The organism is Streptomyces sp. McG3 (assembly GCF_018619185.1).
In the GTDB taxonomy this organism is placed as follows: domain Bacteria; phylum Actinomycetota; class Actinomycetes; order Streptomycetales; family Streptomycetaceae; genus Streptomyces.
The window spans coordinates 1-19,106 of record NZ_JAAXYC010000010.1 but is presented as its reverse complement, the minus strand read 5'-3'; the positions used below and the strand labels follow the sequence as shown (position 1 = coordinate 19,106).

Annotated in this window: 16 protein-coding genes and 2 pseudogenes; 12 read left to right on the top strand and 6 right to left on the bottom strand. The window is 71.4% G+C overall.

Annotation, left to right across the window (positions count from 1 at the left end; translation table 11 throughout):
* Nucleotides 1-109: 109 nt before the first annotated feature.
* The 6 genes from HET64_RS03265 to HET64_RS03240 all read left to right on the top strand — a co-directional run bounded on the left by HET64_RS03265 (nucleotide 110) and on the right by HET64_RS03240 (nucleotide 6,251).
* On the top strand, nucleotides 110-1,198 hold the full coding sequence (locus HET64_RS03265; protein WP_215102021.1) for a substrate-binding domain-containing protein: 1,089 nt from the start codon (nucleotides 110-112) through the stop codon (nucleotides 1,196-1,198).
* A gap of 113 nt (nucleotides 1,199-1,311) precedes the next feature.
* On the top strand, nucleotides 1,312-2,616 hold the full coding sequence (locus tag HET64_RS03260) for an ABC transporter substrate-binding protein (protein WP_215102019.1): 1,305 nt from the start codon (nucleotides 1,312-1,314) through the stop codon (nucleotides 2,614-2,616).
* A gap of 106 nt (nucleotides 2,617-2,722) precedes the next feature.
* Complete coding sequence (locus HET64_RS03255; protein WP_215102017.1) at nucleotides 2,723-3,619, top strand: carbohydrate ABC transporter permease; 897 nt, start codon at nucleotides 2,723-2,725, stop codon at nucleotides 3,617-3,619.
* Nucleotides 3,616-4,515 (top strand): carbohydrate ABC transporter permease, encoded by a 900-nt coding sequence (locus HET64_RS03250; RefSeq protein WP_215102015.1) that lies wholly within the window; start codon nucleotides 3,616-3,618, stop codon nucleotides 4,513-4,515. The genes HET64_RS03255 and HET64_RS03250 overlap by 4 nt, the downstream gene beginning before the upstream one ends.
* Nucleotides 4,516-4,575: 60 nt before the next feature.
* Nucleotides 4,576-5,547, top strand: a complete 972-nt coding sequence (locus HET64_RS03245; protein ID WP_215102116.1) for a hydroxyacid dehydrogenase — start codon at nucleotides 4,576-4,578, stop codon at nucleotides 5,545-5,547.
* A 23-nt stretch (nucleotides 5,548-5,570) separates the two neighbouring features.
* Nucleotides 5,571-6,251 (top strand): ThuA domain-containing protein, encoded by a 681-nt coding sequence (locus tag HET64_RS03240; protein ID WP_215102013.1) that lies wholly within the window; start codon nucleotides 5,571-5,573, stop codon nucleotides 6,249-6,251.
* 38 nt (nucleotides 6,252-6,289) lie between these two features.
* Here HET64_RS03240 and HET64_RS03235 read toward each other — a convergent pair whose 3' ends face one another.
* From HET64_RS03235 to HET64_RS03215, 5 genes are all read right to left on the bottom strand, one after another.
* Entirely contained in the window at nucleotides 6,290-7,228 is a 939-nt protein-coding gene (locus HET64_RS03235) for a dihydrodipicolinate synthase family protein (protein WP_215102011.1), read from the bottom strand.
* Entirely contained in the window at nucleotides 7,225-8,232 is a 1,008-nt protein-coding gene (locus HET64_RS03230; protein WP_215102009.1) for an ABC transporter ATP-binding protein, read from the bottom strand. The genes HET64_RS03235 and HET64_RS03230 overlap by 4 nt, the downstream gene beginning before the upstream one ends.
* Nucleotides 8,229-10,202, bottom strand: a complete 1,974-nt coding sequence (locus HET64_RS03225; RefSeq protein WP_215102007.1) for a dipeptide/oligopeptide/nickel ABC transporter permease/ATP-binding protein — start codon at nucleotides 10,200-10,202, stop codon at nucleotides 8,229-8,231. The genes HET64_RS03230 and HET64_RS03225 overlap by 4 nt, the downstream gene beginning before the upstream one ends.
* A gap of 1 nt (nucleotide 10,203) precedes the next feature.
* Nucleotides 10,204-11,154 (bottom strand): ABC transporter permease, encoded by a 951-nt coding sequence (locus HET64_RS03220; protein ID WP_215102005.1) that lies wholly within the window; start codon nucleotides 11,152-11,154, stop codon nucleotides 10,204-10,206.
* Nucleotides 11,155-11,305: 151 nt separating this feature from the next.
* Nucleotides 11,306-12,901: an ABC transporter substrate-binding protein gene (locus tag HET64_RS03215; RefSeq protein WP_215102003.1), complete on the bottom strand. Its 1,596-nt coding sequence runs from the start codon at nucleotides 12,899-12,901 to the stop codon at nucleotides 11,306-11,308.
* A gap of 164 nt (nucleotides 12,902-13,065) precedes the next feature.
* On the opposite strand from HET64_RS03215, the gene HET64_RS03210 reads away from it, so the two are divergent.
* The 3 genes from HET64_RS03210 to HET64_RS03200 all read left to right on the top strand — a co-directional run bounded on the left by HET64_RS03210 (nucleotide 13,066) and on the right by HET64_RS03200 (nucleotide 16,450).
* The gene (locus HET64_RS03210; RefSeq protein ID WP_215102001.1) at nucleotides 13,066-13,797 is read left to right on the top strand and encodes a FadR/GntR family transcriptional regulator; all 732 of its coding nucleotides are present in this window, start codon (nucleotides 13,066-13,068) and stop codon (nucleotides 13,795-13,797) included.
* A gap of 163 nt (nucleotides 13,798-13,960) precedes the next feature.
* Nucleotides 13,961-14,959, top strand: coding sequence for an acetylxylan esterase (locus HET64_RS03205; protein ID WP_215101999.1), 999 nt, complete (start codon nucleotides 13,961-13,963; stop codon nucleotides 14,957-14,959).
* A 51-nt stretch (nucleotides 14,960-15,010) separates the two neighbouring features.
* Complete coding sequence (locus HET64_RS03200) at nucleotides 15,011-16,450, top strand: exo-alpha-sialidase (protein ID WP_215101997.1); 1,440 nt, start codon at nucleotides 15,011-15,013, stop codon at nucleotides 16,448-16,450.
* Here HET64_RS03200 and HET64_RS03195 read toward each other — a convergent pair.
* Nucleotides 16,393-17,151: a FadR/GntR family transcriptional regulator gene (locus HET64_RS03195; protein ID WP_215101995.1), complete on the bottom strand. Its 759-nt coding sequence runs from the start codon at nucleotides 17,149-17,151 to the stop codon at nucleotides 16,393-16,395. The two genes, HET64_RS03200 and HET64_RS03195, sit on opposite strands and share 58 nt — an antisense overlap.
* Nucleotides 17,152-17,324: 173 nt before the next feature.
* Between HET64_RS03195 and HET64_RS39780 the strand changes: the two are divergent.
* From HET64_RS39780 to HET64_RS03180, 3 genes and pseudogenes are all read left to right on the top strand, one after another.
* A pseudogene (locus HET64_RS39780) lies at nucleotides 17,325-17,480 on the top strand (dihydrodipicolinate synthase family protein); the annotation flags it as partial.
* Between the two features lie 164 nt (nucleotides 17,481-17,644).
* Nucleotides 17,645-18,589, top strand: coding sequence for an ROK family protein (locus tag HET64_RS03185; RefSeq protein WP_215101992.1), 945 nt, complete (start codon nucleotides 17,645-17,647; stop codon nucleotides 18,587-18,589).
* A pseudogene (locus HET64_RS03180) lies at nucleotides 18,586-19,106 on the top strand (hypothetical protein); the annotation flags it as partial. The gene HET64_RS03185 and the pseudogene HET64_RS03180, both read left to right, overlap by 4 nt.

Genomic DNA, 19,106 nt, shown 5'->3' with positions numbered 1-19,106 from the left:
CCGCCGTTCAGGTGATCCGGCGTTCCCGGCCGATGTTGACCTTTGATTGATATCTTTCGGTTATCGAGTGAAGGGCTGTGACTCACTCGCTACCGAGAGGGGACTGAAGGTGTTGGCTGACGAGCGGCGGGAAGCGATTCTGCGCGCTGTGGAGCGCCAGGGGTCGATCACCGTGAAGGTACTGGCCGAGGAGATGGGCGTTTCCGCCGTCACCCTGCGCCAGGACGTACGGGAGTTGGCCGGCCGGGGGTTGCTGACCCGGGTGCACGGCGGTGCCAGGGCCCTGGCACCGGCGGGCCCCGCCCCGGCCGAGACGCCCGTCGTCGCCGCGCCGTCCGCGACGGAGCGGTATGCCGTCGGGCTGGTGGTGCCCCCGGGCGGCTATTACTACGCGGAGGTCATCCGCGGAGTTCAGGACGCGGCCCGCTCGCTCGGCGTCCGGGTCGTGCTGGCCGTCTCCGGGGAGTCCCTTTCGGAGAACCAGGAACAGGTCCGCCAGCTCGTGGCCGGAGGCATCGACGGCCTGCTGCTGATGCTGCACCCGGGACTGCGTCCGGTGGACGAGGCCGAGCGGTGGCTGAGCGGCCTGGAGGTGCCGGCCGTCCTGGTGGAACGCAGGGCGGGGATCAAGGCGGGCCGGCTGGAGCAGGTCGCGTCGGACCATGCCTACGGTGCGGCGCTGGCGGTACGTCACCTCGCCGGGCTCGGGCACGACCGGGTGGCCCTGGTCGCCCGGGTCGAGAGCCCCAACACAGCTCATCTCAGCGCTGGTTACGCGGAAGCCGTGGAGTCCATGGGACTGCGGCCGGGGCCGGAGTACCGCATTGTCACCAGCGGTGACGCGGCCGCGGCCGACGGGCGGTTCGACGAGGTGATCCGGGCCGTGGAGGCCGGCGAGATCCGGGCGGCGCTGGTGCACAACGACATCGACGCCATCGCGCTCGTCGGCATCCTCCGCGCGCGGGGGCTGCGGGTGCCGGAGGACCTTGCCCTGGTCACCTACGACGACGAGGTCGCCGAGCTGAGCGAGACACCCCTCACCGCGGTGGCTCCCCCCAAGCAGGCCGTGGGCGCGTGGGCCCTCGACCTGGCGGTACGCCGGCTGTCCCACCCCGCCACGCCCCAGGCGGAGATCCTGCTCCGCCCCGAGCTGCGGGTACGGGCGTCCTGCGGCGCCCGGCGCGGGGTGAACGCCTGAGCAAATGATGCATTCGCTTTCGTTTCCAAAAAAACGAAAGCGAATGCATTGACTCGATGTCGTACGTAACGAATGATTGCTGTGACACCCAAGCAAACGATCGGTGGCACATCATGTTTCGTAGACGGCTGACAGCGCTGGTCTGCTCCGCCGCGGCCCTCGGCCTGCTCGCCACGGGATGTGGCGACTCGGACAGCGGGAAACCCGCGGCGGAGAAGGGCACGGGAAAGGTCACCTTCTGGTCCTTCGTCAAGGGCTCCGACAAGGTGGCGGAGGCCTTCAACCGGTCCCACCCGGACATCGAGGTGACCTTCGAGGCGGTGCCGTCGGGCCAGGAGTACTACTCCAAGCTGACGAACGCCGTGAAGGCCGGCACCGTCCCCGATGTCGCGGTGGCCGAGTTCGCCCAACTGCCCGAATTCGCCACCCAGGGAAAACTGGAAGGCCTGAACGACCGGCTCGGTCCGCTGGTCGAGGATCATTTCCCGGAGCCGACACGGGAGTTGGTCCAGCTGGGGGGTGAGACCTGGGGCGTTCCCCGTGACGCCGCCCCGCTGATGATGTTCTACCGGAACGACTTCTTCACATCCCACGGGATCGACGTCCCCACCACCTGGGCCGAGTACCGGACCATGACCGGGCAGGTGAGGAAGGCGGATCCGAAGGCCCGCGGCGGCGTCCTGTACACCGACAACCCCGGCCTGCTGACCGCCCTCGCCCAGCAGGCCGGATCGCAGTGGTTCGACACGGAGAAGGACGCCTGGAAGGTGTCGCTGACCGACGCGCCCTCCCGGAAGGTCGCCGACTACTGGGGTGACCTCGCCGGCCAGGACCTCGTCCACTCGCTCAGCTCGCTCGACCCGTTCTGGACGAGCGTCCAGCAGAACCGGACCGTCGCCTACGTCTGCGCGAGCTGGTGCGCCGGAGCCCAACAGGCCACCGTCGCCGACCAGAAGGGCAAGTGGTCCGTCGCCCCGGTCCCCACCTGGGACGGCAAGCCGGCGTCGGCCATGTACGGCGGCTCCTCCTTCGTCATCCCGAAGGGCGCCAAGAACAGCGCGGCCGCCGCCGAGTTCATCAAGTGGATCACCACCGACCCCGAGGGTATGAAGGCGTGGGTCTCCACCGGCACCAGCAGCATGTTCCCCGCCGACCCCCGCCTCGTGCCGGTGACCAGGTCGGCGTTCCCCACCGACTACTTCGGCGGCCAGGACATCTACGCCGTGGGCAGCGAGTCCTACAAGGCCATCGTGCCGGGATGGACGTGGGGTCCCGTCATGGGAACCACCAACACCGCCGTCGTCGACCGGCTTCCCAAGGTCGCCGGCGGCGGGACGAAGCTCATCGACGTCCTCGCCGACGCCCAGAAAGCCACCGTCAAGGACATGGAACGTCGCGGGATGAAGGTCGCCCCGTAGGGGCGATCCGGACGCCGACCGCAGGTGAGCCGATGCCCGCCCACCGCACGGGGCCGGCATCGGCCCACTCCCCGCACCTTCCCGCTCTCCTCGAGAAAGGCCCGGTATGACAACCCCGTCAGCCCGCGCCCAGCGCCGTACCGCCGCGCTGCTTCTGGCACCGTTCTCCGTTCTCTTCACCGCCGTCACCATCGCCCCGCTGGTCTACGCGGGCTGGATGAGCCTGTTCACCACCCGCACCTCCGGCCTCGGATTCGGCGGCGCGGAAGAGGTATTCGCCGGAGTGGACAACTACGTCCAGGCCTTGTCCGACCCGGCGTTCCGCGACGGATTCGTCACGATCGCCACGTACGTCGTGGTCTACATCCCGGTGATGATCGGCGGCGCACTCGTGCTCGCCCTGCTGCTGGACACGGCACTGGCCAAGGCGCGGGCCTTCTTCCAGCTGGCCCTGTTCCTCCCGCACGCGGTGCCCGGTCTCATCGCGGCACTCATCTGGGTCTACCTGTACACGCCGGGCCTGAGCCCGGTGACCGACTTCCTGGCCTCCGGCGGCCTCGACATCGACTTCCTGTCGGCGGACAACGCGGTGTTCTCCGCGGCGAACATCGCCGTCTGGGAGTGGATCGGCTACAACATGGTCATCTTCTACGCCGCGCTCCAGGCGGTGCCGGGCGAGACCCTCGACGCGGCGAGGATCGACGGGGCCGGCGGCATCCGCACCGCCCTGTCGATCAAGGTGCCGATGATCCGCCCGGCCATCGCCCTCGCCGTGCTGTTCACCGTCATCGGATCGGTCCAGCTCTTCACGGAGCCGAAGGTCATCTACAGCGCCTCCAGTGCGATCGGCAGCAGCTGGACGCCCAACATGTTCGTCCAGACCGCCGCCTTCACCCACAACAACTTCGGTCTGGCAGCGGCCGCCTCGCTGCTCATCGCGCTGTTCGCCGCGGTGCTGTCCTTCCTCGTGACCCGTTTCTCGCGCAGCAGGAGCAAGCCGTGACCCAGCCCACGACCCGCACCGCCCCGGCCCCGCGCGGCCCGGGCCGGCGCCCCTCGGTCCTGCTGTCCAAGGCCGGCGTGACCGCGATGCTGGGGCTCGCCGCCCTCTACACACTCCTGCCGATGCTCTGGCTGGTCCTGTCGTCCACCAAGAGCCGCCAGGATCTCTTCGCCACGAACGGCTTCGCACCCGGCGACGACTTCGCGCTCCTCGACAACCTCCAGTACCTGTTCGAGGCCGACAACGGCATCTTCCTGCGCTGGCTGCTCAACACGGTCCTGTACGCCGGCGTCGGCGCGCTGCTGGCCACGGTGTTCAGCGTGGCCGCCGGGTACGCGTTCGACAAGCTGAACTTCCCGGGCAAGGAGCGGATCTTCTCCCTCGTCCTGCTCGGTGTGATGGTGCCCGGCACCGCGATGGCGATCCCGCTGTACCTGATCGCGGCCAAGGCCGGCCTGGTGAACAGCTTCTGGGGCGTGTTCATCCCCGGTCTCGTGTTCCCGTTCGGGGTCTATCTGGCCCGGGTCTTCAGTGCGTCGTACGTCCCCGGCGAAGTCCTCGAAGCGGCCCGGGTGGACGGGGCCGGTGAGTTCAGGACCTTCTGCCGGATCGCCCTGCCGATGGTCGCGCCCGGCTTCGTGACCATCTTCCTCTTCCAGTTCACCCAGATCTGGAACAGCTTCTTCCTGCCGCTGGTGATGCTGTCCGACGAGGAGCTCTTCCCGGTCAACCTCGGCCTGTACGTGTGGTATTCGTCCGCGCTCTCCCAGGGCCACCCGCAGGACTACCTCCTGGCGATCGTCGGATCGCTGGTGTCCGTGGTCCCCCTGGTCGTCCTCTTCCTGATGCTCCAGCGGTTCTGGAAGTCCGGCATGACCGCCGGCGCCGTCAAGTAGGCCACCGTCATGAGGATGCCCATGCCTTCCACTCCGCCCCGCCCGCGCGCCCTGTTCGCCATGGGCCGCCGGCACCGCGACGCCCTCTTCCCCCCGGCCGCGGTCGACCGGCTGACCCGCCACGTCGACATCGACCCGCGGTTCGTCGCCGAGACCTTCGAGATCGTTTCGGACCCGGCGGCCGTCGAGCTCCTGATCACGTCCTGGGGGTGCCCCCCGCTCGACGACGCCGCCCTCGCCCGTATGCCCGCGCTGAAGGCGGTCGTGCACGCGGCGGGCAGCGTCAAACACCATGTGACGGACGCCTGCTGGGACCGGGGCATCCGCGTCTCCACCGCGGCCGCCGCCAACGCCGTACCCGTCGCCGAGTACACGCTCGCCGCGATCCTCTTCGCCAACAAGCGCGTACGGGAGATCGGCGGGCTCTACCGCGAACACCGCGCCGCCCTGGACTGGGCGGCGCACTACCCGGGCTTCGGCAACTACCGCAGGACGGTCGGCCTGGTGGGCGCGTCCCTGGTGGGCCGCAGAGTGCTGGAGCTGCTCCGCCCCCACGATTTCGACGTTCTGCTGGCCGACCCCCACCTCGACCCCGCCGAGGCCCGGTCGCTGGGCGCCCGGCTCGTCGGACTCGACGAGATGCTCGCCGTCTGCGACGTCGTCTCGCTCCACGCGCCCGCGCTGCCCGAGACCCACCACCTGCTCGACGCCCGGAGACTGTCGCTCCTGCGCGACGGCGCCACCCTCGTCAACACCGGCCGGGGCTCGCTCGTCGACACCGAGGCCCTCACCGCCGAGGCCTTGTCGGGACGCGTCCACGCGGTCCTGGACGTCACCGAACCCGAGGTGCTGCCCGCCACGTCGCCCCTGTACACCCTGCCGAACGTCCTGCTGACCCCGCACATCGCCGGCTCGCTCGGCGGCGAACTCCAGCGCATCACCCGCAGCGCCCTGGACGAGGTCGAGCGCTACTGCGCGGGAGAAGAGTTCGCCCACGCCGTGACCCGCGCGGCCCTGACCACCTCGGCCTGATCCCGGAGAACCGGAGTAACCGCATGCCTCTGACCGGCCACCTGTCGGACGTCCTCGTCTACACCCGTACAACGGCCTACCGGCACGACTCGATCCCCGCCGCGCGCACCGCTCTGCGCGAACTGGGCGAGGAGGAGGGCTTCTCGGTGGAGGCGACCGAGGACCCCGCGGTCTTCACCGACGCCTCCCTGGCGGGACGCGGCGCGGTGGTCTTCCTGTCCACGAGCGGCGACGTCCTCACCGAGGAGGGAAGGGCCGCGCTCCGGCGATGGGTTGCTGAAGGCGGCGGCTTCATGGGCGTCCACTCCGCCGCGTGCACCGAGTACGCCTGGCCGTACTACGGCGAACTGCTCGGTGCGCGCTTCGGGGGCCACCCCGCGTTCCAGCCCGGCACCGTGCTGGTGGAGAACCGGAGCCATCCGGCGACGGCCCACCTGCCCGAGCGGTGGGAGTGGAGCGACGAGTGGTACGACTTCCGGGCCAACCCGCGCCGCCCGGGCGTGCGGGTCCTCGCCACGATCGACGAGAACGGCTACGAGGGCGGCGGCATGGGCGCCGACCACCCCTTGGTCTGGTGCAAGGAGTCCGGCGCGGGCCGCTCCTTCTACACCTCGCTGGGCCACGCGGACGAGGCCTACGGCGACCCGGCCTTCCGCCGCCACCTGCTGGGCGGCCTGTACTGGGCGGCGGGCGCGACCGCCTGACGCCCGGCACCGGCCGCCCAGGGTGCGGGCCCCGGTACCTACCGGGCCGGGGAGAGCCCCGCCAGCTCCAGGCAGGCCGCGATCGACGCCGTCTCCGCCGCGTCCAGGCGGCGCATCGGCGCGCTCATCACATTGGTGTCGATGACGCCCCGCAGCATCAGGGCCGTCTTGAACGCCCCAAGACCCGCGGCCGTCGCCGAAGCCGTGCCGGGGCGGGCCGCCCGGACGATGTCGAACAGGCCGACGAGCCGGTCCTGCTCGGCCCTGGCAGTGGCCCAGTCGCCCTTCACCGCCGCCTCGTGCAGCCGCACATAGCCGTGCGGGTCCACATTGCCCAGGCCGGGTACGGAACCGTCGGCGCCGCTCAGCATCATCGCGTCGACCACCAGCTCGTGGCCCGTGAGCACCGAGAACCCCGGAAGGTCGCGGGCCCCGATGACGAGGCGCCGGAATGAACCGTCGTCCCCGCTGGAGTCCTTCACCCCGGCGAGCACCCCGTCCGCCGCGAGCGGCAGCAGGAGTTCCGGGTCCAGCTTGCTGTGGACGCAGACCGGCACGTCGTACGCCAGGAGCGGCAGGTCCACGGCCGCCGCGAGCTCCCGGAAGTGGCGGTCGATCTCGGTGACATGGGTGCGCGTGTAGAAGGGCGCGGTCGCCACGACCGCGTCGGCGCCCAGGGCGGCGGCGGCGCGGGCCCGCTCGGCGGCCCGGTCGGTGGTGGTCTCGATGGCTCCGACGAGGACCGGGACCTGGCCGGCCGCCGTCGCGGTGATCACCTCGATGACCTCGTCCTGCCGACCCGGCGTCAGATAGGCCGTCTCGCCCGAACTGCCGAGGGCGAAGAGGCCGTTGACCCCACCGTCGAGGAGATGGCCGACGACCCGTTCCAGCGAGGCGCGGTCGAGCTCGCCGTCGGCGGTGAGCGGGGTCACGACGGGCGGGATGACTCCGGAGTACACGGGGGAGGGGGCGGTCATGCGGTGCTCCTTGCGGGCGGTACGGAGGTCCGGGTCACCGAGGGGGACACGGAGTTCTGGGGATGGACGCAGTGCCGGCGGTGTCCGGCGGGGCCGAACGTCGCCACCGGGAAGACCTCGGCGCACGCGTCGTCGGCCTTCCAGCAACGGGTGCGGAACGGGCAGCCGGTCGGCGGGTTGGTGGCGGAGGGCACCGGGCCCGTGAGCACGATGCGTTCCGTCGCCTCCAGCAGGCTGGGCGTGGCGGAGAGCAGCGCCTCGGTGTACGGGTGCCCGGGAGAGCCCGCCACGTCGGCGGCCCGGCCCTCCTCGACGATGCGGCCGAGGTACAGGACGGCGATGCGGTCGGCGAGGTAGCGCACGGTCTGGATGTCGTGACTGATGAACACCATGCCCAGGCCCAGGCGTTCGCGCAGGTCGACCAGGAGGTTGAGCACCTGGGCGCGTACGGAGACGTCGAGCGCGGAGGTCGGTTCGTCGGCGACGATCAGCTCCGGTTCGAGGGCCAGGGCGCGGGCGATGGCGACGCGCTGGCGCTGGCCCCCGGAGAGCTGCCCGGGCAGGGCGGCGAGGGTGTGGCCCGGCAGCCCGACCAGGTCGAGCAGCTCCTCGACCCGGGCCTCGCGCGCCTCCCGCGTACCCCGCCGGTGCACGTCCAGCGGATCGCGGAGGATCTGCCGGACCGTGAGGCGGGGGTTGAGGGCGGTCGCGGGGTCCTGGAAGACGACGCCGACGGCCGAACCGAAGTCGTCGCGCCGCTCGGCGCCCGACATCTTCCACAGGTCGCGCCCGTGGAAGAGGACCTCGCCCTCGGTGGGCTTCTGCAGTCCGGTCAGCACACGGGCGAGCGTGGACTTGCCGCAGCCGGACTCCCCGACCAGGCCCACGATCTCGCCGCGCTCGACCTTCAGCGTGGCGTCGGTGAGCGCGTGCACGGCATCGCGGGAGAAGATCCCGCCGCTGCGTGCCTTGTGGCGTACGTGGACGCCGTCGAGCCTGATCACAGGGCGCTCCGTTCCAGTTCCTCGGCGGTCGTCCTGGCCGGGTGGTGGCAGGCGAATCCGTGGTCGTCCGTGGTGCCGCGCGGGGTGAGCGCGGGTGTCGTGGTGCGGCAGAGGCCGGTGGCGGCTCCGCAGCGTCCGGCGAAGCGGCACCCCTCGCCGAAGCCCTGGGGCGCGGGCACGACGCCCCGGATCTGGTGGAGCCGGTCCGCGCCGGCCTCCAGGGAGACGACGGAGCCGAGGAGGCCGCGGCTGTAGTGGTGGGCGGGTCCGGTCAGGACGGACCGGGTGTCGCCGACCTCGGCGAGCCGGCCCGCGTACATCACGGCGACCCGGTGGGAGAGGTCGCCGACGAGGGCGAGGTCGTGGGAGACCAGCACCATGGCGAAGCCGAGCTCGTCGCGGAGCCGGATGAGGAGCTCGACGACCTGGGCCTGGACGGTGACGTCGAGGGCGGTGGTCGGCTCGTCCGCGATCAGCAGGCGCGGGCTGCGGGAGAGGGCCATGGCGATGAGGACCCGCTGGCGCTGTCCGCCGGAGAGTTCGTGCGGGTAGCTGCGCAGGGTGCGTTCGGGGGAGAGGCCGACGAGTTCGAGGAGCTCGGCGGGGGTCTTCGTGGAGCCGCGCGAGGTCAGCTGCTTCAGCTGGGTGCCGACGAGCACGGAGGGGTTGAGGGAGGAGAGCGCGTCCTGGTAGACCATCGCGATCTCGGGGCCCATCAGGGCACGGCGCTCCTTGGGCGGGAGCTTCAGCAGGTCCCGGCCCCGGTAGAGGATCTCGCCGCTGACCTCGGCGTTGCGGGCGAGGAGGCCCATGACGGCGAGGCTGGTGATGGACTTGCCGCAGCCGGACTCGCCGACCAGGCCGAGGGTCTCGCCCTCGTGGACGGTGAAGTTCAGCCGGTCGACGACGGGGATGTCGCCGTAACGGTCGGGGAAGCGGATCGCCAGGTCGCGGACGACGAGGAGCTCATCGGCGTCCGCGCGGACCGGGGTGACGGTGGGCTCGGTGGCGTTGATGTGCCGGGCCAGCTTGGCGAGGGCGGCGTCGATGTCGACGGTGGCGGCGGCCTCGACCGGGTCGGGCGCCGTGGTGGCGGCGGGCGCGGGGGAGGAGCGGGCGCTCCTGGGCGCGGCGGAGGCGTCGGTGAGGCCCTCGGAGAGGATGTTGAGCGCGAGGACGGTGATCAGGAGGGCCAGGCCCGGGAAGAAGGTGGCCCACCAGCCGCCGGCCAGGAGGATCTGCCGGCCGTAGGCGAGGACGCTGCCCCAGCTGGGGTCGGGGTCCTGCACACCGGCCCCGATGAAGGAGAGGCTGGCCTCGAAGATGATCGCCTCGGCGACCATGACGGTGGCGAACACCATGACCGGCGCCATGCAGTTGACGGCGACGTGGCGGAGCACGATGTACCCGCGCCGGGCGCCGATGACCTTCTCGGCCGCGACGTAGTCCTCCCCGTACTGCGCGAGCACGCATGCGCGTACGACCCGGGCGAGCGAGGGGGTGTAGACGAAGGCGATGGTGAAGATGATCACCGGGACGCTGGTGCCGAACACGGCGACCAGGACGGCCGCGAGGGCGATCGGCGGGAAGGACATCACGACGTCGAGCGTCCGCATGACGGACTCGTCGCCGAGCTTGCGCGAGGTGGCGGCGAGCGAGCCGAGCACGGCCCCGGCGATCAGTGCGACGGCGGTCGCGCCGAGGCCGATGACCAGCGAGTAGCGCGACCCGTGCACCACGCGGGCGAAGACGTCCCGGCCCGCCCGGTCGGTGCCGAACCAGTGGTCGGCGCCCGGGGCCTGGACGGGGGTGCCGGTGGTCAGCGGGTCCTGGGTGAGGAGGGGGGCGAACACGGCGCCGAGGATGACGACGAGCAGGACGCCGAGGGCGACGCGGGAGGTGACGGGCAGGGCGCGGAAGGCGATGCCCGGTCGGGAGAGCTTCTTGGCCAGTCGGCCCGTGGCGAACATGTCACACCGTCCTGATGCGCGGATTGACCAGCAGGTAGAGCAGGTCGACGATGACGTTGACCACCAGGAAGGCGATGGCGATGGTCAGCACGGTGCCCTGGACCAGGGCGACGTCGCCGCCGGTGACACCTTCGAGGATGAGCTTGCCCATGCCGGGCAGGTCGAAGATCGCTTCGATGACGACGGCGCCGCTGAGCAGATAGCCGACCTTGACGCCGAGCACGGTGAGCGGGGTGACCAGCGCGTTGCGCAGCACCGAGCGGATCACCAGGAGGACCGGCAGGCCGTTGCCCTGGGCGGTGCGTACGTAGTCGCGGTCGAGTTCGGCGACCATCGAGGTGCGGACGAGCCGGGCGAGCGACGCCGCGACGGGCACCGCGAGCGACACGGCGGGCAGGGCCATGGTGGTGAGCCAGCCCGTGAAGGAGTCGGCGGGGTTGGTGTAGCCGCCGGTCGGGAAGATCCGGATGTTCAGCGCGAACTGCTGGATGAGCAGGACGCCGAGCCAGAAGGACGGGATGGCGACCCCGGCCATGGACAGCACACGGAAGAGCTGGTCGGGCCACCGGTCGCGGTACATCGCGCCCAGGACACCACCGATGACGGCGAGCGTGACCGCGAGGAACAGCCCGAGGAAGGTCAGTTGGAGGGTGAGCGGGAACGCCGCGGTGATCCGGTCGATCACGGGCTGGCTCGGGGGGACGGTCATACCGAGGTCGAAGTGGAGCAGTTGGCCGAGGAAGTCGAAGTAGCGGATCGGCAGCGGGTCGTTGAGCCCGTTGGCCTCCGCGAAGGCTTCCCTGGCCTCGGGACTGGCGCTCTCCCCGAGCGCGTTGTAGGCCGGGTCGGCCGGCGAGAACTGCAGCACCACGAAGACCAGCAGTGCGATGCCGAGAATCATCACCGGCATCATCGCGACGCGGCGCAGCGCGAGCCGGAGAAAAGCAACCATCGTCGGGTTCCTTGCGATCGGGCGGAGGGCGGGTCCGGGCCGCCCGGGTCCTGTCGTCGAACTGCCGTTGTCGCCCGGAGGGCGGCCCTGCGGGGGCAGGCGGCAGTTCGACGACAGGGCCCAGGAGATGGCGGCCCGGACCGGACGGACGTCAGGCGCGGCCGACGCCCACGAAGGACAGGCCCGTGGTGGGCAGCGGCTTGAAGCCGGGCAGGGCCTTGTCGTTCCAGGCCGTGGGCAGCTTGCGGTGCAGGATCGGGTAGAGCGCGGCCTCGTCGGCGACCAGGTCGGTGATCTCGCCCCACAACTGCTTGCGCGTCGCCTCGTCGGCGGCCTGGGCGGCCTTGTCGAGGAGCTGCTTGACCTTCTTGTACGCGGGGGAGCCGGCCCATCCGTAGCGCTTCTCGGGCCAGAAGCCGTAGTAGAACCAGCGCATCAGGAGGTCGACGTCGTTGCCGAAGACCGAGGGGTCGCCCGGGGCCACCATGACCTCGAATTCCCCGCCGTCGACCTTGGCGTACTGGGCGGCGGACTGGGCGATGTTCAACGTGGCCTCGATGCCGGCCGCCGCCCAGCTCTCCTTGAGCAGCGGTGCGATGTCCTTGACCCAGCCGGTGTCCGTGGTCAGCACGGTGAACTTCAGCTTGGCCACGCCCGCGTCGGCCAGCAGCTTCTTCGCCTTCGCCACGTCGTGGGTGTAGGCGGTGGCGGCCTGGTGGTAGTCGGGGTGGGTGGTGGGGACGTAGCCGGTGGCGGCCGTCGCGTTGCCGACCATCGCGGTCTTGATGATCTTCTCGGTGTCCAGGGCGTAGTGCAGGGCCTGGCGCACCCGCTTGTCGGCGAAGCGCTTGTCGGCCGTGTTGAACATCAGGAAGAGCAGGCCGAAGGACTGCACGGACTCGGTCTTCGTGGTGGCGGAGAGCCGCTGGACGTCGATGTACGGGACGTCCTCGATCGCCTGGACGCGGCCGGACTCCATGGCGCTGACGCGGGCCGACTGGTCCGACATCAGGCGCCAGACCATCTTCTGGGCCTTGGCCGGGTGCGGGCCGTTGTACTTCGCGTGCTTCTCGAAGACGATCTTGTCCTCGCGGGTCGCCTCGACGAACCGGTACGGCCCCGAGCCGACGGGCTTGGCGTCGAAGCCCTTGACGTCCGCCTCGACGATCTTCTTCGGCACGATCCTTGCCACGGCTATCCGGGAGGGGAAGAGCGCGAAGGCGTAACGGAGCTTGAACTCGACCGTCTTCGCGTCGACCGCCGTGACCGTGTCGATGAACGGCACGAACTGCGCCATCAGCGACGCGTTCTTCTCGTCCAGGATGCGTTCGAAGCTGAAGACGACGTCCTCGGCGGTGACCGGTGAGCCGTCGTGGAAGGTCGCACCGTCCCGCAGGGTGGCGCGGTAGGTGGTGGCGTTGATCTTCTTCGGCATCTCGGTGGCGAGCGCGGGGCGCGCCACCAGTGTTGCGGGATCGAGATCTACGAGTCCCTCGAAGATGTGCATATTGGCGGCGTACGGGGTGGCGCCCGACGTGATCATCGGGTCGAATCCGGTCGAGAGGGGGTACGACAGGCCCGCCTCGATGGTGCCGCTGCCGTCCCCCTTCGCGGCCGCTCCGCCGGCGGTCGAGGAGGGCCCGCCGCAAGCCGAGAGGCCTGCCGTGATGGCGGCTGCCGCGCCGAGGGCACTGGTGTAACGCAGGAAGGTGCGGCGCTCGACGCCGACTGGCCTCAGCTCGGGCACGGGTCCTCCAAGGGACGTTGGTGAGGAATGGGTGGAGAACGGATTTTCGAAGGCTATCGGGACGCCTGGTCGGCGTGAGCATCAGACGTCAGATGTCTGATGCCTTGATAGCGTGGGAACGTAGCTTGACAATCGAGAGGGGTCAAGAGGTGGGGAGTTCACCTATGTCCGGCGCGAGACCCGGTCGCACCCTGTTGCGGCAGGAGGTCGTGGAGGGCATCAAGCGGTACATCCTCGACGAACGGCTGCGCCCGGGGGACCCGTTGCCGACGGAACCGGCCCTGTGCGAGGCGCTCGGCGCCAGCCGCTCCAGCGTCCGGGAGGCCGTCAAGATCCTCGCCGCCCTCGACATCGTCGAGGTCCGTCACGGCCACGGGACGTACGTCGGCCGGCTGAGCCTGTCGGCGCTGGTGGAGAGCCTCACCTTCCGGGGTCTGCTCTCGCCCGACGACGACTTCCAGGTGATGGCCGACCTCGTCGACGTGCGCGAGCTCTTCGAGCGGGGCATGGCCGACCGGATCATCTCCTCGCTGGACGCCGAGGAGCTGGACCGGCTGGACAGCCTGGTGGCGACCATGCGCGAGACCGGTGTGGGCGACGGGCACGGTTTTGTCGCGGCGGACCGGGCCTTCCACGCGCTGCTCGTGGCGCCGCTCGGCAACGACCTGATCGGTCAGCTCTCGATGGCCTTCTGGGACGTCTACGTCATCGTCGCGCCGCATCTGCGGGGGTTCACGCACGCCGACGAGGCCGCGACCGTCGCCGCCCACCAGAACATCGTGGACGCGGCCCGCGCGGGCGACGTCACCGCGTTCCTGAAGGCCCTCGGCGAGCACTACGCCCCGGTCAGGCGCCGGATCGCGGAGGCCAGGGCGCGAGGTGAGGGCGAGGGCTGATCGCGGCCTTCGCCCTGCTGCTGTCCGGCCTTCGGGGCGGGAGCGTGGGGCGGCCCGGCTCTTGACGGGCGGCCCCACGGCTCCCTACGGTCTGGTGTGCCATCAGGACATCTGACGTCTTCTGTCTTGTCGCTTTCCTCGTCCCCTCCAGGAGGGCACCGCCATGCCGTCGGCCGATCTCACGCTCGCGGAATGCCGCGCCTACCGGCCCGAACTGCCGCTTCCCGACGGGTTCGACGCCTTCTGGTCCGGCACCCTGGACGAGAAGGGCCCCGGCGGCGCACCGGACCGGCAACCCCGGTTCGACGAGGTCGACAGCGGGCTGGTCCAGGTCCGCTGCTACGACGTGAGCGTCCCCGGCTACGACGGCCGTCCCGTACGGGGGTGGCTGCGCATGCCCGCCGGGGCCGCCGGACCGCTCGGCTGCGTCGTGGAGTTCCTCGGGTACGGACGCGGCCGGGGCCTGGCCCACGAGCAGCTGATGTGGGCCTGCGCCGGATACGCGCACCTGGTCATGGACACCCGCGGCCAGGGCTGGTCCTCGGCGACCGGCGACACCCCCGACACCGACCCCGGATCCGCCGGCACCGTGCCGGGCTTCCTGACCCGGGGCGTCGAGGGACCCGGAACGCACTACTACCGGCGGGTGTTCACCGACGCGGTCCGCTGCGTCCGGGCGATGCGCGAGCACCCCGGGGTCGACCCCGCCCGCATCGTGGTGACCGGGGTCAGCCAGGGCGGAGGCATCGCGCTGGCCGTGGCCGGGCTCGTGCCGGGGCTCGCCGGAGTGATGCCGGACGTGCCGTTCCTGTGCAACATCCCCCGGGCCGCGCGGATCGCCGCGACACCTCCGTACACCGAGATCGCCGCGTACCTCCGGCTCCACCGCGACCGCGTCGAGCCGGTGTTCCGCACTCTGTCGTACTTCGACGGGGCCCACCACGCCACCCGGGCCACCGCCCCCGCGCTGTTCTCCATCGCGATGGCGGACGACATCTGTCCGCCCTCCACCTGCTTCACGGCCTACAACCGCTACGCGGGCCCCAAGGAGGTGCGCGTCTACGAGTTCAACGGGCACGAGGGCGGCACCGAACACCACCGGGCCGAACAACTGGCCTGGGTGCGCGCCCGGTTCGCCGGCCTCCCGGCCGAACGCTCCTGATCGCCGACCGCTCCGTCCGCACGTCTCCCCTCACGAGAAGAGAGATCGTTCATGCAGCGCAGAGTCACCGTCGCCATGCTGTCCGCCGCGCTCCTGGTGGCCACCACCGCCGCCACCGCCCACGGCGCACCGGCCGCCGCCCCCGGCGAACTGACCTCCCAGGACATCGCGACCCAGGGCGTCGGATCCCCCCACTACCGCATCCCCGCGCTCACCACCTCCGTCAAGGGCACGGTGATCGCCGCCTACGACACCCGCCCCACGCTCGGCGACCTCCCGGGCAACCTGGGCGTCGTCGTACGGCGCAGCACCGACGGCGGCACCACCTGGGAGAGTCAGCAGGTCGTCCGCAAGGAGGCGGCCCCCAAGGGCTTCGGCGACCCCAGCCTTCTCGTGGACCGCACGACCGGCAGGATCTTCGTCTTCTACGCGGGCTCCGTGAACCAGGGCTTCCTCGGCTCGGCCACCGGCAACGACGAGAGCGACCCGGACATCCTCCAGGCCGACTACAGCTATTCGGACGACGACGGCGTCACCTGGACCCACCGCCGCATCACGAAGCAGATCAAGAACCCCGCCTGGGCCGGTATGTTCGCGGCCTCCGGCGAAGGCATCCAGGTGCGCCACGGTGCGTACAAGGGGCGGCTGATCCAGCAGTACGCCATCCGGAACAACGGCGCCAACTACGCCGTCAGCGCCTACAGCGACGACCACGGCGCGACCTGGAAGACGGGCAACCCGGTCGGACCGGGCGGCGACGAGAACAAGACCGTCGAACTCAGCGACGGCCGGATCATGCTCAACAACCGCTCCGCGCCCTACCGGACCGTGGCGTACTCCAGCGACGGCGGCGTCACCTACACGCCGTTCACCCAGGACACCGACCTGCGCGACCCGGCGAACAACGGCTCGGTCATCCGGTACGCCCCGGACGTCCCCGCTTCCCACCCTCAGGCCTCCTGGCTGCTGTTCAGCAACACCGACAGCACCGCGCGGAAGAACCTGACCGTGAAGATGTCCTGCGACAACGGGAAGACCTGGCCGATCCGGAAGGTCGTCAACCCCGACAGCGCCGCCTACTCGACGCTGACCCGGCTGCCGGACGGCCGGCTCGGGCTGCTCTACGAGCGCGACGACTACCGGCACATCACCTACTCCTCGTTCGACCTGAAGTGGCTCGGCGGCACCTGCGCGGACATCACCATCACGCCCCCGGCCACGCTGAAGGCGGGGACGGCCACCGAGGTGACCGTGCGGGTCGTCAACCGGATGGACGTCACCCGCAACGCGGGCACGCTCGACCTGACCGTGCCCGGCGGCTGGACGACCCGGCAGGTGGCGTTCCCGGCGCTCCGGCCCGGCGAGGGCGCGAACATCAAGGTCCCGGTCACGATCCCGGCGGGAGCGTCCGGCACCGCCGGGCTGACGGTGACCTACAAGGCCGACGGCAAGCAGGCGTCCGGCACCCGGTCGGTGACCGTGACCCCGTAACCGTCCCCGGCGGGGTGCCGCTCCAGACGGGAGCGGATGCCGTCGAAGTGGGCGCGCATCGCCGACGCCGCCCGGGCCCCGTCGCACGCCGCCACCGCCGCGACGATGGCGGCGTGCTGGGCGCAGGTGACGCCGGGGTCCTGGTGGCCGTCGTCCGTGCTGGCGCGCACCCCGTCCATCGCCGCCCAGAACGCGTCCAGCACCTCGCTGAGCAGATGGTTGTCGAGCGAGGCGTAGAGCGCCAGATGGAAGGCGCGGTCGGTGGCCCGGGCGACCCGGCCGTCCCGGGCGGCCTCGGCCTCCATCGTGGCGACCAGACTCCGCAGCACCGCCAGGTCCTCGGCGGGAATACCCGCGCTGACGGCGCCCACCAGTCCGGTCTCCAACGCCTCGCGCACCCTCATCAACTCCAGCAGCCCCGGCTCGCCCCGGCCGTGCCGCACGACCGCCCGGAAGGCCAGGCCCTCGGCGAAGGGCGTCAGCGAGAGCGAGCCGACGAAGGTTCCGAAGCCCCGTCGGATCTCCACGACGTTCATGGCCTGCAGCGCCTTGAGGGCCTCGCGCACCGAGACCCGCCCGGCGGCGAACAGCTCCATCAACTCGGGTTCGGTGGGCAGTGGATCGCCCGGGCCGAGCGCCCGGTCGAGGATCAGTTCCCTGATCCTCCGCTCGATGTCCTGCGCCATGGTGGGGCGGGCCACAACCGTCCTCCTGGGGTGTCGTCGGCCGTCGCGGCCTCTTGACCGGCCGCCGGGGCATCGGCTTAAGGTAAGCCGAGACGTAAGACATCTTACGTCTCATGTCCTGGTCTCGTCCTCACCTTCGGGCGAAAGGCGAAAGACCGGCGTCCCGAGCGAGCTGGAGCTCTTCCACCATGTCCCTGACCGCACCGCTGCGCGGCGTCGTACCGCCGGTCTGCACCCCGCTCGACGACCGGGGCGAGGTCGACACGGCCTCCCTCACCCGGCTCGTCGGCCACCTCGTCGACGGCGGAGTGCACGGCCTCTTCGCCCTCGGCTCGACCAGCGAGGAGATGGGCCGCAGCTCGTCGGCGCTCGGGTCCTTCAAGGAGGCGCTGCGGCTGCTCGGTGTCATCGACCGCGGCGCCACCGCCTTCCCGCAGATCCCGCTGTCCGCCACGTCCGTCGCCTCCGTCGCGGAGCGGCTGCGCGGCGCCGGTCTGCCGCCGGTCCGATGACCGGGCCGACGACCGGAGCCGTGGTCATCGGCCTCGATCTCGGGGGCACGAAGATCGCGGCGGCCCTCTTCGCCCCCGACGGCGCGGTGCTGGCCCGGCACACCCGGGCCACCCCTGCCCGGGACGGCGCCGCCGCCGTGCTCGACGCGCTCGCCGCGGCGGCGGCCGAGGTCGACCCGGACGGCCTGGCCTCCCTCGTCGGTATCGCCGCCGCCGGGGTCGTCGACCCCCGCAGCGGCATGGTCACCAGCGCCACCGACTCCATCCGGGGCTGGGCCGGCACCGCCCTCGGCGCCGGCCTCGCGGACCGTACGCGCCTACCGGTGGCCTGCGACAACGACGTGCGCGCCACGGCGGGACCCGAACTCGCCGCCCTGGCCGGCGGCCACGGTTCGCTGCTGTACGCGGCCGTCGGCACGGGGGTGGGCGGCGCCCTCGCCGTCGACGGCCGGATGCTGCACGGCGCCGCCGGAATCGCCGGCCACCTCGGCCATCTGCCCAGCGCCGAGGCGGCCGGACTGCCCTGCACCTGCGGCGCCACCGGGCACCTGGAGGTCATCGCCTCCGGTCCGGGCATCGCCGCCCACTACACACGGCTCACCGGCACCCGGCCGGACCGGCTCGAAACGGTCGCCGCCCGGGCCGCCGCAGGCGAGCAGGCGGCCGTACGGGCCATCACCACCGGTGCGACGGCGGCCGGCCGGGCCCTCGGCGGCCTGGCCAACGCACTCGGGCCCGACCGGGTCGTCGTCGGCGGCGGAGTCCCCCGGATCGGCGCGCTGTACCGCGACGCGCTGGCGATGGCCTTCGCCGCCGAACTGATGCCGCCCCTGCGGGGACTTCTCCCCGAACCCCCGCTCCACGGCGGGGACGCCGCCGTACGGGGCGCGGCGGCCCTGACCGCCACCCTTCCCCTCCACCGTCCGGGAGCTCACCGATGAACGCACAGAATCTCGCCGCGGCACTCCGGGGCCGGCTGATCGTCTCCTGCCAGGCGCCCCCCGGGGACCCGATGCGGGAGACCGCCACCCTCGTCCGCCTCGCGCTCTCGGCGGCCGCCGGCGGCGGCGCCGCGATCCGCGCCAACGAACCGGAGGTCGTCGCCGCGATCGTGGCGGCGGTGGACCTGCCGGTCATCGGCCTGTGGAAGGACGGCGACACCGGGGTGTACATCACCCCGACCGTCCGGCACGCCCTGGCCGTCGCCGAGGCGGGTGCCGCCGTGGTCGCCGCCGACGCCACCGACCGGCCGCGCCCGGACGGCTCCACCTTCGCCGAGCTCGTCGCCGCCGTGCACGGGGCGGGTGCCCTCGTCATGGCCGACGTCGCCACCCTCGCCGGTATCGCCGCCGCCGGGGTCGTCGACCCCCGCAGCGGCATGGTCACCAGCGCCACCGACTCCATCCGGGGCTGGGCCGGCACCGCCCTCGGCGCCGGCCTCGCGGACCGTACGCGCCT

Coding starts and splice junctions, on each gene's coding strand:
- HET64_RS03220 (WP_215102005.1), bottom strand. CDS start 11,154: ATGGTTGCTTTTCTCCGGCTCGCGCTGCGCCGCGTCGCGATGATGCCG.
- HET64_RS03225 (WP_215102007.1), bottom strand. CDS start 10,202: ATGTTCGCCACGGGCCGACTGGCCAAGAAGCTCTCCCGACCGGGCATC.
- HET64_RS03235 (WP_215102011.1), bottom strand. CDS start 7,228: ATGACCGCCCCCTCCCCCGTGTACTCCGGAGTCATCCCGCCCGTCGTG.
- HET64_RS03255 (WP_215102017.1), top strand. CDS start 2,723: ATGACAACCCCGTCAGCCCGCGCCCAGCGCCGTACCGCCGCGCTGCTT.
- HET64_RS03200 (WP_215101997.1), top strand. CDS start 15,011: ATGCAGCGCAGAGTCACCGTCGCCATGCTGTCCGCCGCGCTCCTGGTG.
- HET64_RS03210 (WP_215102001.1), top strand. CDS start 13,066: ATGTCCGGCGCGAGACCCGGTCGCACCCTGTTGCGGCAGGAGGTCGTG.
- HET64_RS03205 (WP_215101999.1), top strand. CDS start 13,961: ATGCCGTCGGCCGATCTCACGCTCGCGGAATGCCGCGCCTACCGGCCC.
- HET64_RS03245 (WP_215102116.1), top strand. CDS start 4,576: ATGGGCCGCCGGCACCGCGACGCCCTCTTCCCCCCGGCCGCGGTCGAC.
- HET64_RS03185 (WP_215101992.1), top strand. CDS start 17,645: ATGACCGGGCCGACGACCGGAGCCGTGGTCATCGGCCTCGATCTCGGG.
- HET64_RS03260 (WP_215102019.1), top strand. CDS start 1,312: ATGTTTCGTAGACGGCTGACAGCGCTGGTCTGCTCCGCCGCGGCCCTC.
- HET64_RS03240 (WP_215102013.1), top strand. CDS start 5,571: ATGCCTCTGACCGGCCACCTGTCGGACGTCCTCGTCTACACCCGTACA.